Here is an 18402-nt window from a genome sequence, read left to right as displayed (position 1 = left end):
CATCTGATCGGCCCTCCGCACGACGCATCGGACCCCGGTCCCGTGGGCTTCCCGCCCGCGGGGCCGGGGTCTCGTCGTGTCGAGGTCACCGCGCTGTGGCTGCCCGGACGCCGACGCAGCCCCGACCGCGCACTCCTGCGCGAGGCCGCCGAGGACGCCGTCGGGCCGATCACCCGCCTGTGCCCGCACTGCGCCGCGTCCGGGCACGGCCGCCCGCGTGCCGCGGACGGCGTCCCGCTGAGCCTGGCCTACGCCGACGGCGTCGTCCTGGTCGCGCGGTCGCCGCTGCCGGTCGGCGTCGACGTCGAGGCCGGTGATGCGCGGCTGCATGAGTGGACCCGGGTCGAGGCGATCCTCAAGGCCCACGGCACAGGCCTGCGCCGCGACCCCGAGGACGTCGGCCCCGACACCGCCGAGGGCGTCGTCACCGCCGCCGTCCCCCTGCCCGAGGGCTGGGTGGGCACCGTCGCCGTCGCCGACAGCGGGGCGATCGACCTGGAGGTGGTGCTCAGGAACGTGCCGGCAGCGGCATCTCGTACAACCACGGACGCAGCAGACCGCTGACGTCGGCGCCGGTGAGGGCGTCGGCGTAGCCGAGGAACTCCTCGGTGGTGACGCTGCGGCCGGTGTGGTCGGCGACCCAGCGGCGCAGCAGATCGAAGAACGCCTCGTCGCCCAGCAGACCGCGGACGGCGTGCAGCGCGAGCGCGCCGCGCTTGTAGACGCGGTCGTCGAACATCAGCTCCGGGCCCGGGTCGGCGAGCAGCAGGTCCTGGTCGAGTCCGGCCAGGCGCTCGTGGAAGTGCGCGGCGAGCTCGTCGGTGCTGCGCTGGCCGCTGTGCTCCGACCACAGCCACTCGGCGTAGCAGGCGAAGCCCTCGTGCAGCCAGATGTCGCGCCACCGGGCGAGGGTGACGGCGTTGCCGAACCACTGGTGCGCCAGCTCGTGCGCGATGAGTCGGGTGCGCTCCCACACGGGGGCGGCGAAGTTGCGGCCGAAGGTCGACAGCCCCTGGCTCTCCAGCGGGATCTCCAGGTCGTCGTCGGTGATGACGGCGGTGTAGGAGCCGAACGGGTAGGGCCCGAAGAGGTCGAGGAAGGCCGCCATCATCTGCGGCTGGAGGTCGAAGGAGCCGGCGAGGTCGACGTCGTCGGGGCCGATCGTGCGCACCGGGATGCCGTCGGCGTCGGTCTCGGTGAGCCGGTAGCGGCCGATCTGCACGGTGGCCAGGTAGGTGGCCATCGGGGTCTCCATCGCGTGCACCCAGGTCTCGCGGCTGCCGCCGCGGCGGTGCTCGACGAGCTCGCCGTTGCTGGCCACGCGGTAGCCGGCCGGGGTGGTGACGGCGATGCGGTAGGTGGCCTTGTCGTCGGGCCGGTCGTTGCAGGGGAACCAGGTGGGCGAACCGTGCGGTTGGGCGGCCACGATGACGCCGTCGGCGAGCTCCTCCCACCCGGCGTCGCCGTGGTGGCGGTCGATGACCGGGCGCGGGTTGCCGGAGTAGCGCACCGCGACCGTGAGCTCCTCCCCCGCCGCGACCGTCTGGGCGAACTGGAGCACGAGCCGGTCGGAGCGGTGGTGGTGCTTGCCGAGGCGGGCGCCCTCGAGACGCACCTTCTCGACCTTCAGCCCGGCCAGGTCGAGCACGATGCGGTCGGCGTCCTCGCGCAGGCGCACCCGCAGCCGGGCGTCACCGGCCAGGCGGTTGCCCTCGACCGCGTAGGAGAGATCGAGGTCGTAGTGCTCGACGGCGTAGGACGGATCGCCGTGGCCGGGGAGGTAGGGGTCGGCGACAGGCAGCTTCACGCGGTCGGGACCTCCCCGACCCACGGGCCGATCGGGTTGCCGATCCAGATCGTCCTGTCGGGCACCGACTCACCCCTCATCACCAACGACACCGGACCGACCGTAGCGTGCCGGCCGATGCTGGCCGACGGCAGGAGCACCGAGTTGGGTCCCAGGGTGCCGCCACGGCGGATGCGGACGCCGTCCATCGCGAGCACGCGGTCGTGGAAGAGGTGGGTCTGGACGACGCTGCCCCGGTTGACCACGGCGCCGTCGCCGAGCTCGACGAGGTCGGTCTCGGGCAGCCAGTAGCTCTCGCACCACACGCCGCGGCCGATCTGCGCGCCCAGGGCCCGGAACCACACCGCCAGCAGCGGGGTGCCGAGGGCGCCGGAGGCGAACCAGGGCGCGGCGACCATCTCGACGAAGGTGTCGGCCAGCTCGTTGCGCCACACGAACGAGCTCCACAGCGGCCGCGAGCCCGCCCGATGGCGCCCGACCAGCGCCCACTTCGCCGCCACGGCGAGGACGGCGGCCACCAGCCCGGCGACCAGCAGCGCGAACGCGGCGGTCACCAGGCCGACGAGCGCCCCGGCGGGGCCGCCGACGGCGTCGGCCGCTGCCAGGGCGGTGAGCCCGACGAGGAACGGCAGGGAGACAGCCGCCGCGGCCGGCACCAGGCGGGCGATCTCCCAGCATGCCCGGGCGACCCGCAGCCGGGTGGGCGGGGCGTAGGTACGGCCCTCGTCGACCTCCTCGGCGGTACGGCGCAGCGGTGCGGGCGGGCTGCCGAGCCAGGAGACCCCGGCCCGCGCGACCTTGCGCTGCGGGGCGGCCGAGAGCACCGCCACGAGCGAGCGCTTCGGCACCTTGCGGCCCGGAGCCGCCATGCCGGAGTTGCCGAGGAAGGAGCGCTTGCCGACCTTCACCTTCTCCATGCGCATCCAGCCGCCGCCGAGCTCGTAGCCCCCCAGCAGGGTGTCGTCGGCGAGGAACGCGAGCTCCCCGACGCTGGTCAGCGCCGGCACGAGCAGCACGGTGGAGGCCTCCACCCCCGAGCCGACCCGCGCACCGAGCAGCCGCAGCCAGATGGGGGTGAGGGTCGAGGAGTAGAGCGGGAAGAGCCAGGTGCGGGCCTCGTCGAGCACCCGCAAGGTCACCCACACGCGCAGGGCCGGTCCGCTGCGCACTGGGTGCACACCGGAGTCGAGCCCGCGGCCGGCCACCCGCACCACGATCAGCACGAGCAACGCCAGGACGGCGTACCCGGCGGCCGTCGCGGGCAGCCACCACACGAGCGAGAGCCGCAGGAGCGCGCTCGCGCCGGTACCGGACGGCGTCCCGGTCAGGAGGAGGACCACCAGGCCGGTGAGTGCGGCCGCCACTGCCGGCAGGCCGGCGATCAGCAGGCCGCAGGCGGCGAAGGCGAGGCGCCACCACGGCGAGGTGGCGGGCCGCTCGGACCACGGGCCGCGGGCCGAGCCGCGCACCCGCTGGGCCGGGGCACCCGACCAGAACTCGCCGGCGGGCACCGGGTCGAGCACCGCCGAGCCCGGCGCCACCTCGGCCTCGTCGCCGACGAACGCGCCGGGGCACAGGGTCGAGCGGGTGCCGACCCGGGCGTCGCGGCCGACGCTGATGGCGCCCAGATGCAGCACGTCGCCGTCGATCCAGTGACCGCTCAGGTCGACCTCGGGCTCGATCGAGCAGCCCCGGCCCAGGCGCAGGAAGCCGGTGACGGGCGGGATCGCGTGCAGGTCGACGTCCTTCTCGACCGTCGCGCCGAGCAGGCGGGCGTACCAGGGCATCAGGACGGCGCCGCCGACCGAGACCGCACCGAGATGCTCGACCGAGCGTTCGGCGGCCCACAGCCGCAGGTGCACGCGACCGCCGCGCGGGTACTCCCCCGGGACGACGCCGTGCAGCCAGGCCCGCGCGACGGCGGCCGCGAGCAGCATGCGGGCCGGCGGGCTCACGAAGGCGACGAGCCCGAGGGTCAGCCACCACCACGAGACGGCCGGCAGCCATCCGGTGGCCGCGGCCAGACCGGCCCGATCGCCGACGTCGTGGGCGAGCCGCGCCGCCACTCCGGCCCACACCAGCGCTCGCGGCGCGGCCAGGGTGCGCAGAGCGACCGCGGCAACGCCCTGGCCGATCTGGGTCTTGCGGGGCGTGGGCTTGATGTCGTGGTCGCGCGTCGGCAGCTCCTCGCTGCCGAGGGTGTCGAGGTGGGCGGCGAGGCCGGCCAGCGTGGGGTGGTCGTAGAGGTCGCCGACGGCGACCTCGGGGTGGGTGCGCCGCAACAGGGTGACGACCTGGGCGGCGGCGAGCGACCCGCCGCCGAGCAGGAAGAAGTCGTCGTCCGGGCTGCTCACCGAGGCCCCGAGCACCTCGTTCCACACCTCGGCGACGACGGCCGCCGCGCCCGCGAGCTCGACGGCTGCCGCGGCGCCGGCGGCCGGCAGGGGCCAGGGCAGCGCGTCGCGGTCGACCTTGCCCGAGGTGCGGGTCGGCAGGTCGTCGACGACGGCGAGCCGCGGCACGAGCGCGGCCGGCAGGCGCTCGCGCAGCAACGCGGTGGCGCGGTCGAGCCGGAAGGCGTCCTCGACGCTCACGTACCCGACGAGCAGCTGATTGCCGGCCTTGCTGCGCCGCACCGCGGCGGCCGCCGCGACCACCCCGGGGAGCCCGAGCAGCGCGGAGTCGAGCTCGCCGAGCTCGATGCGACGTCCGCCCACCTTCACCTGATCGTCGGCGCGGCCGGCGAAGAGCAGGCCGGCCTCGTCGAGCACGACCCGGTCGCCGGAGCGGTAGGCGCGCCCCCAGCCCAGGGTCGGCATCGGCGCGTACTTCTCGGCGTCCTTGGCGGGGTCGAGGTAGCGGGCCAGGCCGACCCCGCCGATGATCAGCTCTCCGGTCTCGCCCGGCGCGACCGGGTGGCCCTCGGCGTCGACGACCGCGAGGTCCCAGCCGTCGAGCGGCAGCCCGATGCGCACCGGCTCGCCGGCATGCACCGGCGCCGCACACGCCACCACGGTGGCCTCGGTCGGGCCGTAGGTGTTCCACACCTCCCGGACGACGCCGCCGGACGTCACACCGACGAGCCGCTCGGCCACCTCCGGCGGCAGTGCCTCGCCGCCGAGGATGAGCAGGCGCACGCGGCGCAGCGCCTCCTCCGGCCACAGGCTCACCAGCGTCGGCACCGTGGAGACGACGGTGATGTCGTTGGCGATCAGCCACGGCCCGACGTCCAGGCCGCTCTTGACCAGGGCGCGCGGCGCCGGCACCAGGCACGCGCCGTAGCGCCACGCCAGCCACATCTCCTCGCAGCTGGCGTCGAAGGCCACCGAGAGGCCGGCCATCACGCGGTCGCCCGGTCCCAGCGGGCGCGTCTGGCAGAACAGCCGCGCCTCGGCGTCGACGAACGCGGCGGCGTTGCGGTGGGTGACGGCCACGCCCTTCGGCGTCCCGGTGGAGCCGGAGGTGAAGATCACCCACGCGTCGTCCTCGATGCCCGGGTCGGCGACCTCGATCGGCTCGCGCCGCACCCGCGGTTCGATCGCCAAGCCGGCTCCGACGACCGCCGCCACGTCGGCCTCGCCGAACACCGTGCGCGCCCGCTCGTCGGGATCGTCGACGTCGACCGGCACGTAGGCCGCACCCGCGACCAGGACGCCGAGGATCGCCACGTAGAGGTCGACCGTGCCGCTCGGCAGCCGCACCCCGACCCGGTCGCCGCGCCCGATGCCGAGGTCGGCCAGCTCGAGGGCCACCGCCTCGGCGGCCTCGGCGAACTCCGCGTACGTCAGCTGCTCGGCGCCATTGTCGAGCGCGACGGCGTCCGGGTGATCGAGCACCGTGGCGCGGACGACGTCGACGAGGGTGCGCGGGGCGGGCGCGAGATCGGAGCGGTGCAGCACGTTCCCATCGAATCGGACGCAGGTGAACGGATGGGGAGGCGTCCACGGGGGGTGGGGCGGCCTCAGGAGTCACCGGGCGCCCGGTGACTCCTGCCATTGGTCAGGCAAGACTTGCGTCACGAACCGACAGTCTCACCTGACGAGTGGGACGCCTGGGACCACTCGAGCCCGGTCAGACCGCCCGATCCCGGTCGGCCCAGTACGGCGCCCGCAGCTCGCGCTTGAGGATCTTGCCGGTCGGGTTGCGCGGCAGCAGCTCGAGGATGTCGACGCTCTTGGGGCACTTGTAGTGCGCCAGGTGCTCGCGGCAGTAGGCGATGAGCTCCTCGGGCGTGGCCGACGTGCCGGGCTTGAGCGAGACGACGGCCTTGACCGCCTCGCCCCACTGGTCGTCGGGGACGCCGATGATCGCGACCTCCATCACCGCCGGATGCTCGGCGAGCACCCGCTCGACCTCGGGGCTGTAGATGTTCTCGCCGCCGCTGATGATCATGTCCTTGAGCCGGTCCTCGACGAAGAGGAAGCCGCCGTCGTCGAGGCGGCCGATGTCGCCGGTGCGGAACCAGCCGTCCGGCGTGATGACCTCCGCGGTCGCGTCGGGCTTGTTCAGGTAGCCCTTCATCAGCTGGGGCGTCTTGAGCCAGATCTCGCCGTGCTCGCCCTCGGGCACGTCGGAGAGGGTGGCGGCGTCGACGATGCGGATCTCGACGCCTGGGATCGCCCGACCCGCCGAGACGAGTCGCTCGGGGTGGTCGGCGTCGCGGTGCTCCTCGGGCAGCAGGTGCGTGGCCACGCCCGAGACCTCGGTGAGGCCGTAGACCTGCATGAAGTCGGTCTCGGGCCAGGCCTCCATCGCCGCGCGCAGCAGCGGGGCGGGCATCGGGGCCGCGCCGTAGGTGTAGGTGCGCAACCGCGAGAACAGCGCGACGGCGTCCGGCCCGGACTGCAGCACCTGGGCGAGCACCGCCGGCACGAGGAACGTGCGGTTCGCGCCGGCCAGGATCGCGCCGGCGAGCGAGGCGCCGTCGGGGTCGCGGGTCATCACGGTGCCGATGCCATCGTGCAGACCGAAGAGCACGTACGACGACCCGCCGACGTGGAAGAGCGGCATCGCGACCATCGACTTGTCGCCGGGCTCGAACTCCCATCCGTCGTGGGAGTACACGGTGTGGGCGACGAGGTTGGCGTGGCTGAGCATGACGCCCTTGGGTCGACCGGTGGTGCCCGAGGAGTAGAGCACCAGGTAGGTGTCCTCGGGCGAGGTGCCGGGCTGGCGGCCCAGCGGCGTGGCCTTCTCCAGCAGCGCCTCGTACTCGTCGTCCTCACCGGACGGCGTCACCTCGATCACGGCCCGCACCCCCGTGAGCAGCGGCCGGATCTTCTCGATCTGCGGCATCAGCTCGGTGCCCACCACGAGCACCTGGGCGCCGGAGTCGTTGATGACGTAGTCCAGCTCGTCGCCCGCGAGCCGGAAGTTCACGATCGCGGTGGCGGCGCCCAGCAGACCCGCCCCGAGCGAGACCTCCACACCCGCGGGGTGGTTCTTGTCGAGGAAGGCGACGACGTCGCCGCGCGCGACCCCGAGATCGGCCAGGGCGCCGGCGGCACGCCGCACCCGGTCGTTCCACTGCGCCCAGGTCCAGGAGCGACCGAGGTACTCCATGCAGACCTCATCGGGCTTCACCTCGGCCCAGTGCGCGAGACGGTCGTCGACGAAGGAAGGCTCCGGAGTCATGCGCAGAGTGTGACCGGCGACACACTGCATCACAAGGGCTGGGCCGCCCCGAACCGGCCCGATCCGTCGACATCTTTCGGTGACCTTGCAGGCGCTCCTCAGGTTCGTCACAGAGTGGCCGGGCAATCTCGACAACATGAACGACCAGCCCGAGACTCCCGGCGGCCCGATCGGCGACGGCGCCGACGAGACCGCCCCGATCCAGCCGACCCCCGAGCAGCCCGCGGCCGAGCAGCCCTCCACGGAGCAGGCACCGACCGACGCGCCCCGCTGGGAGCCCCCGGCGCCCGAGTCCACTGCGGCCTTCCCGACCTACCCGGGCCACGGTTTCCCGACGCCCGCCTCCGACATCGCCTCGACCGGTCCGGTCAGCGACCCGGCTGCGGACTCCCCGTTCGGCCAGCCGCTCCCCGCCGCATCCGCGGCTCCCGCCAAGCAGCGCCGCGGCGGTCTCGCCGCCGCCGTGGTCGCGGCGGCGCTCGTCGCCGGCGGTATCGGCGGGTTCGGCGGGGCGGCCGCCTGGAACGCCGTCGACGACGGCGGCAACTCGTCCGCCTCGAGCTCGGCCAGCCCGTCGAGCCTCAAGACCGCCGACTCGGTCGTCGACTCCACCGACACCACCGCCGCGGACGGCTCGGTCGAGAAGGTGGCCGCCACCGTGCTCCCCTCGGTCGTGAAGATCTACGTGCAGGGCAGCACCGAGGCCGGATCCGGGTCGGGCATCATCCTCAGCTCCGACGGCAAGATCCTCACCAACAACCACGTGGTCGAGGTCGCCGGCGACAACGGCACGATCACGGTCGCCTTCAACGACGGCTCCACCCACAGCGCGAAGGTGCTGGGCACCGACCCGCTCACCGACACCGCCGTGATCCAGGCCGACGGCGTCAGCGGGTTGACCCCGGCCACGTTCGGCAAGTCCACCGACCTCAAGGTCGGCCAGGACGTCGTCGCCATCGGCTCGCCCTTCGGCCTGGAGTCCACGGTCACCAGCGGCATCGTCAGCGCACTCGACCGCCCGGTCGACGTCGGCAGCGACGGGCAGGGCAACTCCACGGTCTACCCGGCCATCCAGACCGACGCCGCGATCAACCCCGGCAACAGCGGCGGTCCGCTCGTCGACATGGCGGGCCACGTCGTCGGCATCAACGCCTCGATCCAGACGGCGTCCTCGGGTTCCTCCTCGCCGTTCGGCGGCACCGAGGAGGGCGGCTCGATCGGTCTCGGCTTCGCGATCCCGATCGACGAGGTGCAGCCGATCATCGAGCAGATGCTCAACGGCGAGACGCCCACCCACGCACGCCTCGGCATCTCGGTGACCGACGCTGCCGCGTCGGACAGCGCGGCCGAGGTCGGGCTGACCAACGGCGCGAAGATCGCCGAGATCGGCGACGAGTCGACGGCGGCCAAGGCCGGTCTGCAGAAGGGCGACGTCATCACCAAGGTCGACGACCACGTGATCACCGGCTCGGACTCCCTCGTCGCCACCATCCGGTCCTACCGGCCCGGCGACCAGGTCACCGTCACCTACACCCGAGGAGGCCAGGAGAAGACCGCGACGCTGTCGCTCGACTCCGACGCGCAGACCACGAACTCCTGATCCTGATCCCGGGTCGCCCGCCGCCACACGGCGCGACCCGCACATGCCGCGGGTGTTGGGGCGTGGGGTCCCTGTGAGGCCACCCGCCGGCATGTCAGGCGCCCCCGTCCGATCACCACCTCCGTCTCCGAGGTGATCGGCCGGGGGCGTCTCCATCTCCGCCTCCGGGCAGCGCCCGCGCCGGGAGACGCCTCAGTCCAACCGGCGCTCGAACCAGCCGGCCCTCTCGACGGCCCGGAACCCGAGCGCCTCGTTGACCGCGATCATCGGGCCGTTCTCCTCGGCGTTCCAGGTGAAGACCTCCCGGACGCCGGGGGCGTGCTGCTGGAGCAGGCGCTGGGCGGCCACCTTGACCGCCATCCCGAGCCGATGCCCGCGGTGGTCGGCGCGCACGAGGGTGCCCCACTGATAGGCCCGCTCGGGCTCGTGGGCGGTGGTCACGAGCTCGGTGTAGGCCACGACGTCACCGGCGGCGTCCACCGCGACGGCACGGTGCGGCGTGCGCCCTTGCCGCACCATCAGGGCCTCCTCGGTGCGCAGCCCCTCGACGCCGTGGTCGGCGGCCTCGATCTCGATGCCGCCGGTCGGCGCCTCGGCCTCCAGGGAGCCCGCGAGGGTCGCCCATCCGGCCGCGAACCCGTCGGGCACCGGCCCGACGAAGGCGACGATCCGGTAGTCCGCATGGTGGGTCGCGGCATCGGCGGCGAGGCGGTCGAGGACGGCGTCGGGCGTGGGCAACGTCAGCACCCGCAGGATCTCGGAGCTGCCGAGGGCGAAACCCCGCGCCCGCAGGAAGTCGGCGCCGAGCGTGCCGACACCGTCGGTACCGGCCTCCATCGGCCACCACGCGTCGGCGCCCAGGCGGGTGCGCCCGAGCGCCCGCGTCCGCTCGACCATGGCGTCGAGGAGCGCCGAGCCGAGCCCGCGCCCCCGGTGGTCGGGATCGACCACCACCGTCGCATCGATGCGCTCGACGTTGTCGGTCGTGCGGTACTCGACCAGGGCCGAGGCCCGGACGACGTCGTCCTCGGTGAGCGCCCACGCCTCGTAGACCATCCCGTGCTCGGGCCCCCGCAGCCGCTCGAGCATCTCCGGGAGCGCCCACGGCGTGGCGTAGCGTTCCCGGCCGTGGCTCTCGCCGTGAGCGAGGACGGCGTTCCACGCGGCGAGGGCGGCGTCGTCGCTCAGCGGGACCGCGTGGATCGAGCGGCCGCTCATCGCACCCGCTCCACCCGCTGCTCGTCCCAGACCGGCTCGGGGGATTCGTAGACCTCCCCGTCGGAGCCGTAGACCAGGAAGCGGTCGAAACCGCGGGCGAACCAGCGGTCGTGGGTGACCGCGACGACCGTGCCCTCGAAGGCCTCGAGTCCGGCCTCGAGCGCCTCGGCGGACTGCACGTCGAGGTTGTCGGTCGGCTCGTCGAGCAGCAGCAGCGTCGCACCGGACAGTTCGAGCAGCAGGATCTGGAAGCGGGCCTGCTGGCCACCGCTCAGGGAGTCGAACCGCTGCTCGGCCGATGCGGAGAGCTCGTAACGGTCGAGCACCCGACTGGCCTGCTCGCGCCCCATGCCGTCACGGCCGCGCCCGTCGGCGGTGCGGTTGCCGCGGCCGAGGATCTCCAGCAGCGTGCGCCCGACCAGTTCGGGATGCTCGTGGGTCTGCACGAACCAGCCGGGACGTACCCGGGCGCCGAGCCGGGCGAGTCCGCGATGACGCACCGGCTCGATCGGGCGCTCCTCGACCGGCCGCTGCTCGACGTCGGGATCGGTACCGCCGGCGGCCAGCAGTCGCAGGAAGTGGGACTTGCCCGACCCGTTCGAGCCGAGCACCGCGACCCGCTCGCCGAACCACACCTCGAGGTCGAAGGGCCGCATCAGGCCGGTGAGCTCGAGCTGCTCGCAGACCACGGCCCGCTTCCCGGTGCGCCCGCCCTGCAGGCGCATGGTCACCTGCTGCTCCCGCGGCTGCTCGGTGGGCGGCCCGGCCTCCTCGAACTTCCGCAGTCGGGTCTGCGCGGCGCGGTACTGGCTCGACATCCCGTCGTTGTACTCGGCCTTGATCTTCAAGCGCAGGACGAGCGCCTTGAGCTTGGCGTGCTCCTCGTCCCAGCGCTTGCGCAGCTCCTCGAGGCGGGCGAACCGATCACGGCGGGCCTCGTGGTACGAGGCGAATCCGCCGGGATGGGTCCATACGAGGTTGCCGGCGTGCCCGAGCTCGACGGTGACGATGCGGGTCGCGGTGTTGTTCAGCAGCTCGCGGTCGTGGCTGATCATCACGATCGTCTTGGGCGAGGCGGCGATGCGCTGTTCGAGCCAGATCTTGCCCGGCACGTCGAGGTAGTTGTCCGGCTCGTCGAGCAGCAGGACGTCGTCGGGTCCGCGCAGGAGGTACTCCAGCACCAGCCGCTTCTGCTCCCCGCCCGACAGGCTCGTCACCGCGCGGTACTTCGCCCGGTCGTAGGGCACGCCGAGCGCGGCGATCGTGCAGACGTCCCACAGCACCTCGAGGTCGTACCCCCCGGCGTCGCCGTACTCGCCGAGCGCGGTGGCGTAGGCCAGTTGGGTGGGTTCGTCGTCGGTCTCCATGAGCGCCCGCTCCCAGCGGTCGACCTCGCGGGCCGCATCGCGCACCGCCGGCGGCGCGACCGAGAGCAGCAGGTCGGCGACGGTCGGCTGCTCCTCCCCCGCGGCGGTCACCCCGACGAACTGACCCATCACGCCGAGACTGCCCGAGCGCGTGACGACGCCGGCGTGCGGGGCGATCTCGCCGGTGATGATGCGGAAGAGCGTGGTCTTGCCTGCGCCGTTCGCGCCGACCAGGGCCACCTTGGCGCCGTCGCCGACGCGGAAACCCACATCCTCGAGCAGCACCCGGCCGTCGGGGAGCTCGTAACGGATCCCGGTCACCTCGACATGTCCCACGGGCAGCCATTGTGAGGGCGCGATCGGGTTCGGGCACCTCGATTTCGCGACCGGCATGGCCGACGGACGGCGCCCCGGCCCGCGCGGGCCCCGGCCGGGACGGCGCGAGGGGCGGGCCTACGGGCCCGCCCCTCGTCTTCCCCTACTCGTCGGCCGGGGTCGAGGCGACCGACGATGTTCGTGCGCGTTCCTGCGCGTGCCGGCACGCGCGAGGCGCGATGTCAGTTCGCGGGAACCACCAGGCGCTGACCAGCGGTGACCTCGGCGCTGTCGAGGGCGTTGAGCCGCTCGATCCGCTCGACCATGCCCCGGACGTCGCCCTCGTCGGTACGGGCGGCGGCGATGTCCCACAGCGTCTGGCCCGAGCGGACGATCAGGGTCTGGGTCGGCTCGGCCGTACCGGGCTCCTGAGTGGCCACCGAGCCACCCGAGAGGGCGACGCCGACGCCCAGGACGATCGCCAGCGAGAGCAGCAGCACCACGAGCCGGCCGCGCCGGGTGAGGCGGACCCCGCCGGAGGCCGGACGAGCGGGCCGGCGAGACGCCACCGCAGCGGCGGCGCGGGGGGCGGCGGACGCGCCGCTGGCGGCGGGAAGGATGAGGGTGGTGGCCATCGGGTGCTCCTCGGGGAAGGTCGGTGCACGGGGTTCGATCGGTCGATCAGCTGGTGCGGATCGATGTCTATCGGCGAGGACCGACAGAACCGGATCGGCTCGGAGGTTCTCGCACAGACGTTCGATCTGCGTTCGAGGTTAGATCAGGTGTTCGATCGAACACAAGAGCGAAACGCCGTCGACTTCGCACGGATGTTCGAGATGTCGGGCAGCCTGTCGACGACACGCCGGTATCGAACAGATGTTTGAATGCCGCCGTCGTGACCGTTACCGTCGGCCCATGCCGAGCAAGAAGTCCAGCGACAACCCCCGTGCGACCTCCGGCGAGACCGTCACCGAGCTCCCCGACGGGCCGCCCGACGCCACGGGCCTGACCCAGCGCCAGCTGAAGGTGCTCGCCACCATCAAGGAGGCCATCGAGAAGCGCGGCTTCCCGCCGAGCATGCGCGAGATCGGCCAGGCCGTCGGCCTGACCAGCACCTCGAGCGTCGCCCACCAGCTGCGGGTGCTGGAGGAGAAGGGCTTCCTCAAGCGCGACGCCAACCGCCCCCGTGCCCTCGAGGTCTTCCTGCCCGAGGTCCTCGCGGCTCGGCGCTCGATCTCCTCCGGCGACGACACCGGTCCCGACACCACCGGCATCGGCGACGTCGTCCCGGCGGCCGCGCTGGTGCCCGTCGTGGGCCGCATCGCCGCCGGCGGTCCGATCCTCGCCGAGGAGCAGGTGCAGGACGTCTTCCCGCTGCCCAAGCAGCTGGTGGGCGAGGGGCAGCTCTTCCTCCTCCAGGTCGTCGGCGACTCGATGATCGAGGCCGCGATCTGCAACGGCGACTACGTCGTCGTCCGCAAGGAGCAGACCGCCGACAACGGCCAGATCGTGGCCGCCCTCCTCGACGGGGAGGCCACGGTGAAGACCCTCCAGCGCCGCGACGGCAAGGTCTGGCTCATGCCCCACAACGCCGCCTACGACCCGATCGACGGCACGCACGCGCAGATCATCGGCGTGGTCACCGCGGTCCTGCGCCGCGTCTGATCCAGCACGCGTGCATCGAGCGCCGGGTGGGATCCGTCCCACCCGGCGCTCGTGCGTGAGACAGTGGTGACGTGGCTCACTCGGCGCGATCCCGGCTCCTGTCCCTCCCCGCTGCGGGCCTCCTGGCCCTCGGCCTGCTGTCCGGCCCCTCCTCCGCGGCCGACGCCGCCGATGCCTCACCCGCGTCCGGCTCGCCCGCCGCGGACAGCGCGCGCACCCGCGCCGAGCACGCCCTCGATGCCGCCCGCGACCTCCTCGGCGGCTCCGCCGACACCGCCGCCCGCCGCACGCGCTCCCCGCACTCCGGGGACGACGCCAGCACGGTGCTGCGCGAGCTCGCCCTGACCGCCTCGGCCCTCCCGGCAGCCCAGCGGAGCCAGGCCCGAGCGCTCCTGGCCCGTCCCTCGACCAACCAGGTCTACTGCTCCGCGAGCCTGTGCGTGCACTGGTCCACCAGCTTCCTGGGCGGCTCCTCGATCGACACCACCGACGCCGACGGCGACGGGGTGCCCGACTACGTCGAGACCGTGGCGAGCACCGTGGCGAAGGTCCAGCGTCTCTACCGGGCGGCCGGCTACCGCGCCGTCCTCAGCGACCAGGGCGCCGGCGGCAACGACCTGCCCGACCTCTACCTGGAGGACCTCGGCTCCCAGGGGCTCTACGGCTACTGCACGACCGACGAGTCGGTGCCGGCGAACGGCCCCTACGACGTGTGGGCCTACTGCTCGCTCGACAACGACTACGCCACGAGCCAGTTCCCGACCAACACGCCCCTGGAGAACCTGCGGGTGACGGTCGCGCACGAGTACTTCCACGCCGTCCAGTACGCCTACGACGTCGCCGAGGACCCCTGGCTCCTGGAGGCGACCGCCACCTGGGCCGAGGACGAGGTCTTCGACGGCGTCGACGACAACCGGCAGTACCTGCCCGCCGGTCCGCTCGGCGACCCGCGCTCGAGCATGGACCTCTTCGAGGGCGCCCGCCCCTACGGCGACTGGCTCTTCATCCGCTACCTCACCGAGCGCTTCCCGAGGCGCTCCGGCCCGCTGCCGGTGCTCGTGCGCCACATCTTCCAGCTGGCCGACGGCAGCCGGGGCGCGCCCGACCTCTACTCCCTCCAGGCCATCGACAAGGTGCTGCGCCGCGACCACGGCATCGACCTCGCACGCGCCTTCGCGGACTTCTCCGCGGCGAACACCCATCCGGCGTCGGTCTACAGCGAAGGCGAGGCGTACCGGCCCGCACCCCTGTGGACGCGCGGCTCGCTCGGGCCGAGCCGGCGCAGCTCCGGGTGGCAGAGCACCTCGCTCGACCACCTGACGTCGGCGACCATCCGCTTCGATCCCGCCTCGGGATTGCGCGCGTCGTCCTGGCGCCTGCGCCTCGATCTCGACCTGCCCGACACCGCGCGCGGATCGGCCGCGGTCGTGACGACCCGCACGGCGAACGGTCGGTTCCGCGACGTCCCCGTGCGGCTCGACCGCTCCGGCGACGCCCGCGTGCGCGTGCCGTTCTCGGTGCGCGACGTGCGCTACGTCACGGTCACCCTCGTCAACGGCAGCCGCCGCCTGGACTGCGACCAGAACACCGACTACGCCTGCCAGGGCGATCCCCGCGACGACGCGCTCCCGGCACGCATCCGCGGCACCGTGTCGCGCGGGTGAAGAACAGGTGACAGGTCGCTGCGGCCCGTCACCCCCGGGGGCATCGCGCGTTGAGTGCGCGTGAGTACCTCTGGACCCTCCTCCCCGATCGATCCCGCCCTCACCCGCCGGGCCGTCGTGGCCACCGGAACCGCCGCCGCAGGTCTGGCGACCGCGGGCCTGGGCCTGCTGCCGCCGGCCGACGCGGCGGGCGCTGCGGAGACCGCTGGCGCTGCGGGATCGGCCGCCGAGCGTGCCGGGAGCCGGGTCTTCCAGCACGGGGTCGCCTCGGGCGACCCGCTGCCCGACCGCGTCGTGCTGTGGACGCGGGTGACGCCGTCCGCTGCCGCCCTCCCCGGCTCCGGCGTCGGCCCCGAGGTGCGGGTGACCTGGGAGGTCGCCACCGACCGCGCCTTCCGCCGCATCGTGCGCCGCGGCAAGGTCGCCACCTCCGCCGCCCGCGACCACACGGTGAAGATCGACGTCGACGGCCTGAGTCCCGCCACCTGGTACTACTACCGCTTCCACGCGGTCGGCGCGACGAGCCGCGTCGGTCGCACCCGCACCGCCCCGCGCGAGGACGCCGCCCTGCGCTCGCTGCGCATCGGGTTCACCTCGTGCGCGAACTGGCAGTCGGGCTACTTCGCGGTCTACCGCGGTCTGGCGGCACGCGACGACCTGGAGCTGATCGTCCACCTCGGCGACTACTTCTACGAGTACGGCCCCGGCGAGTACGGCTACGGCCCGACGAACGAGGACATCCGCCCGCACGTGCCCGCGAAGGAGGTCCTGCTGCTCGCCGATTACCGCCAGCGGCACGCGCAGTACAAGACCGATCCCGACCTCGCCGATCTGCACGCGAAGTACCCGTGGATCATCACGTGGGACGACCACGAGGTCGCCGACAACCAGTGGTCGGGCGGTGCGGCCAACCACGACCCGGCCACCGAGGGCAGCTGGGAGCGGCGCCGGGCCCGCGCCCACCGCGCGTACGACGAGTGGATGCCGGTGCGCATGAACGGCACCGCCGCCCTCGGCGACGGCGACCGCCTCTACCGGCGCTTCCGGTTCGGTCGCCTGGCCGAGATCAGCATGCTCGACCTGCGCTCCTACCGCTCCGAGCAGGTCTCGTTCCCCGGCACCGACGCGCCGTCCGAGGTCGACGACCCGACCCGCACCATCACGGGTGCGGCGCAGATGGCCTGGCTCAAGCGCTCGCTGAGCGCCACCGAGGTGCAGTGGAAGGTCATCGGCAACCCGGTGATGATCGCGCCCGTGGAGTTCGGCACGCTGCCGCCCGAGATCGGCTCCGCGATCTCGGGCGCCACCGGCGTCCTGCCCGCCGAGGGCCTCCCGTACAACACCGACCAGTGGGACGGCTACACCGCCGACCGGCGCACGGTCTTCTCCCACCTGGCCTCGAACAAGATCGACGACGTCGTCTTCATCACCGGCGACATCCACTCGGGCTGGGCGGCCAACCTGCCCTCCGACCCCTCGCCGCTGAGCCAGGACGTCCCGTCCCTCGCCGTGGAGTTCGTCGGCGCCTCGGTCACCTCCAACAACCTCAAGGACTACACCGGCAGCCCCCCGCGCACGACCAGCCTGGTGGTGGAGGCCGCGATCAAGGCGGCGAACCCGCACATCGAGTACCTCGACTTCGACAGCCACGGCTTCTGCATCCTCGACATCACCCCGGCCCGCACCCAGTGCGACTGGTACGTCATCGGCGACCGCCGCGACCCGGCGACGCCGATCACCTGGTCGGTCTCCTACCTGACCAAGGCCGGCAGCAACACCCTCACCCAGGCCGACGCTCCGGTGAAGGCGGGGTCGTGATGCACGAGACCCACTCCTGCGGGCCGGCCTACCGCGACGACGCCGACCGCCCCTACGCCACCGGGCTCGCCCAGCTGCGCACGGGACGCCGCGTGCTCATCGCGGGCGCCGCGGCGAGCGCTGCCGGGGTCGCCTTCTCCGCCTCGGCGGCATCGGCCGCCGGCACCTCGGCTGCGGCGTCCCCGAAGCGCGCCTACGTGCTGGTCACCGACGGCTGCCGGCCCGGTGAGATCAGCTCCACGCTGACCCCGAACCTCTTCGCGCTGCGCGCAGGCGGCCTGCATCTCCCGAAGGCCACCTCGCTGCCGGTGATGGAGACCATCCCGAACCACGTGATGATGATGACCGGCCAACGCCCCGACCGCACGGGCGTGCCGGCCAACACCATCTACGACCGATCGCTGGGCGCGGTGCGCACCATGGACCAGCCCGACGACATCGCGGTGCCCACGATCATCGAGCGCCTGCGCGCCCGCGGCTACCGCACCGGCACCGTGCTCTCCAAGGAGTACCTCTACGGCGTCTTCGGCGAGCGGGCCGGCCAGCGGTGGGAGCCCTCCCCCACCCTGCCGATCACCGAGCACGCGCCCGACATCTTCACCGTGCAGGCCGCGATCGCGATGCTCCAGGACTACGACCCGCACCTGATGTTCGTGAACCTCGGCGACATCGACCGGTTCGGGCACGCCGACCTGACCGGGACGACGCTGCAGGTGGCCCGCCGTCTGGCGCTCGCCGACACCGACCTCCAGGTCGGGCGCTTCCTGGACGCCGTGAGGTCCGCCGGGCACTGGGAGAACGCGATGGTCATCGTGCTCGCCGACCACTCGATGGACTGGTCGCTGCCGCTGGACTTCATCAGCCTCCAGTCCGGCTTCGACGCCGACGACCTGCTGGCCGGCAACGTCACGATCGCCGACAACGGCGGCGCCGACCTCTGCTACTGGACCGGCCAGGCGGCGAAGCGACGCGACGCCGTGGCCCGCATGGAGCGCATCGCCCGCGCCACCGACGGCGTGCTGAGCACCCACCGGCCGGCGTCCCTGCGACTCGGACCGAACGCCGGCGACCTGGTGGTCTACTGCGAGCCGGGCCGCCGGTTCTCCGACCCCTCGAACACCAGCAACCCGATCCCCGGCAACCACGGACATCCGGCGACCGAGCCGATCCCGTTCTTCATCGGCGGTGGACACCCGCGGGTGCCGACCGCGGTCAAGCGCTCGACGCTCACCCACACCTACGACGTGGCCCCCACGGTGGCCTCGTTCTTCGGGCTCTCGACCCGGCCCTACGAGGGCCGCGCGCACCTGTAGC

General features: G+C 73.1%; 12 protein-coding genes. 6 read left to right on the top strand and 6 right to left on the bottom strand.

Going from position 1 to position 18402, the window contains the following annotated elements:
* Window positions 1-42: 42 nt before the first annotated feature.
* Window positions 43-564: a 4'-phosphopantetheinyl transferase family protein gene (locus tag ABD671_RS02465; RefSeq protein ID WP_344731621.1), complete on the top strand. Its 522-nt coding sequence runs from the start codon at window positions 43-45 to the stop codon at window positions 562-564.
* On the opposite strand, the gene ABD671_RS02460 is transcribed toward ABD671_RS02465, so the two are convergent.
* The 3 genes from ABD671_RS02460 to ABD671_RS02450 form a co-directional block, all read right to left on the bottom strand.
* The gene (locus ABD671_RS02460; RefSeq protein WP_344731620.1) at window positions 509-1807 is read right to left on the bottom strand and encodes a M1 family metallopeptidase; all 1299 of its coding nucleotides are present in this window, start codon (window positions 1805-1807) and stop codon (window positions 509-511) included. The genes ABD671_RS02465 and ABD671_RS02460 overlap by 56 nt on opposite strands.
* Window positions 1804-5706, bottom strand: coding sequence for a Pls/PosA family non-ribosomal peptide synthetase (locus ABD671_RS02455; RefSeq protein WP_344731619.1), 3903 nt, complete (start codon window positions 5704-5706; stop codon window positions 1804-1806). Before ABD671_RS02455 ends, ABD671_RS02460 begins: the two co-directional genes overlap by 4 nt.
* A 172-nt stretch (window positions 5707-5878) precedes the next feature.
* Window positions 5879-7441 (bottom strand): long-chain-fatty-acid--CoA ligase, encoded by a 1563-nt coding sequence (locus ABD671_RS02450; protein ID WP_344731618.1) that lies wholly within the window; start codon window positions 7439-7441, stop codon window positions 5879-5881.
* A gap of 136 nt (window positions 7442-7577) precedes the next feature.
* Between ABD671_RS02450 and ABD671_RS02445 the strand changes: the two genes are divergently transcribed.
* Window positions 7578-9041 (top strand): S1C family serine protease, encoded by a 1464-nt coding sequence (locus ABD671_RS02445; RefSeq protein WP_344731617.1) that lies wholly within the window; start codon window positions 7578-7580, stop codon window positions 9039-9041.
* A gap of 192 nt (window positions 9042-9233) precedes the next feature.
* On the opposite strand, the gene ABD671_RS02440 is transcribed toward ABD671_RS02445, so the two are convergent.
* The 3 genes from ABD671_RS02440 to ABD671_RS02430 all read right to left on the bottom strand — a co-directional run bounded on the left by ABD671_RS02440 (window position 9234) and on the right by ABD671_RS02430 (window position 12576).
* Window positions 9234-10259, bottom strand: a complete 1026-nt coding sequence (locus ABD671_RS02440) for a GNAT family N-acetyltransferase (protein ID WP_344731616.1) — start codon at window positions 10257-10259, stop codon at window positions 9234-9236.
* Window positions 10256-11962: an ABC-F family ATP-binding cassette domain-containing protein gene (locus tag ABD671_RS02435; RefSeq protein ID WP_344731615.1), complete on the bottom strand. Its 1707-nt coding sequence runs from the start codon at window positions 11960-11962 to the stop codon at window positions 10256-10258. Before ABD671_RS02435 ends, ABD671_RS02440 begins: the two co-directional genes overlap by 4 nt.
* Before the next feature lie 221 nt (window positions 11963-12183).
* Window positions 12184-12576, bottom strand: coding sequence for a LysM peptidoglycan-binding domain-containing protein (locus tag ABD671_RS02430; RefSeq protein ID WP_344731614.1), 393 nt, complete (start codon window positions 12574-12576; stop codon window positions 12184-12186).
* Between the two features lie 280 nt (window positions 12577-12856).
* Here ABD671_RS02430 and lexA point away from each other — a divergent pair, with 280 nt between their 5' ends.
* The 4 genes from lexA (at window position 12857) to ABD671_RS02410 (ending at window position 18401) form a co-directional block, all read left to right on the top strand.
* Window positions 12857-13606: a transcriptional repressor LexA gene (gene lexA, locus ABD671_RS02425; RefSeq protein ID WP_344731613.1), complete on the top strand. Its 750-nt coding sequence runs from the start codon at window positions 12857-12859 to the stop codon at window positions 13604-13606.
* A 71-nt stretch (window positions 13607-13677) separates the two neighbouring features.
* On the top strand, window positions 13678-15270 hold the full coding sequence (locus ABD671_RS02420; RefSeq protein WP_344731612.1) for an MXAN_6640 family putative metalloprotease: 1593 nt from the start codon (window positions 13678-13680) through the stop codon (window positions 15268-15270).
* Between the two features lie 60 nt (window positions 15271-15330).
* Entirely contained in the window at window positions 15331-17088 is a 1758-nt protein-coding gene (locus ABD671_RS02415) for an alkaline phosphatase D family protein (protein ID WP_344731611.1), read from the top strand.
* On the top strand, window positions 17088-18401 hold the full coding sequence (locus tag ABD671_RS02410) for an alkaline phosphatase family protein (protein WP_344731688.1): 1314 nt from the start codon (window positions 17088-17090) through the stop codon (window positions 18399-18401). Before ABD671_RS02415 ends, ABD671_RS02410 begins: the two co-directional genes overlap by 1 nt.
* The last annotated feature ends 1 nt before the right edge of the window (window position 18402 follow it).

The organism is Nocardioides fonticola, from assembly GCF_039536805.1.
GTDB lineage: Bacteria > Actinomycetota > Actinomycetes > Propionibacteriales > Nocardioidaceae > Nocardioides > Nocardioides fonticola.
Note: the sequence above shows the minus strand (reverse complement) of the source record. Positions and strands in the feature narration are given on the sequence as shown.

What these genes read in the sequence shown, in the direction of transcription:
- ABD671_RS02450 (WP_344731618.1), bottom strand. Translation starts at nt 7,441, where the DNA reads ATGACTCCGGAGCCTTCCTTCGTCGACGACCGTCTCGCGCACTGGGCC.
- ABD671_RS02445 (WP_344731617.1), top strand. Translation starts at nt 7,578, where the DNA reads ATGAACGACCAGCCCGAGACTCCCGGCGGCCCGATCGGCGACGGCGCC.
- ABD671_RS02440 (WP_344731616.1), bottom strand. Translation starts at nt 10,259, where the DNA reads ATGAGCGGCCGCTCGATCCACGCGGTCCCGCTGAGCGACGACGCCGCC.
- ABD671_RS02430 (WP_344731614.1), bottom strand. Translation starts at nt 12,576, where the DNA reads ATGGCCACCACCCTCATCCTTCCCGCCGCCAGCGGCGCGTCCGCCGCC.
- lexA (WP_344731613.1), top strand. Translation starts at nt 12,857, where the DNA reads ATGCCGAGCAAGAAGTCCAGCGACAACCCCCGTGCGACCTCCGGCGAG.
- ABD671_RS02410 (WP_344731688.1), top strand. Translation starts at nt 17,088, where the DNA reads ATGCACGAGACCCACTCCTGCGGGCCGGCCTACCGCGACGACGCCGAC.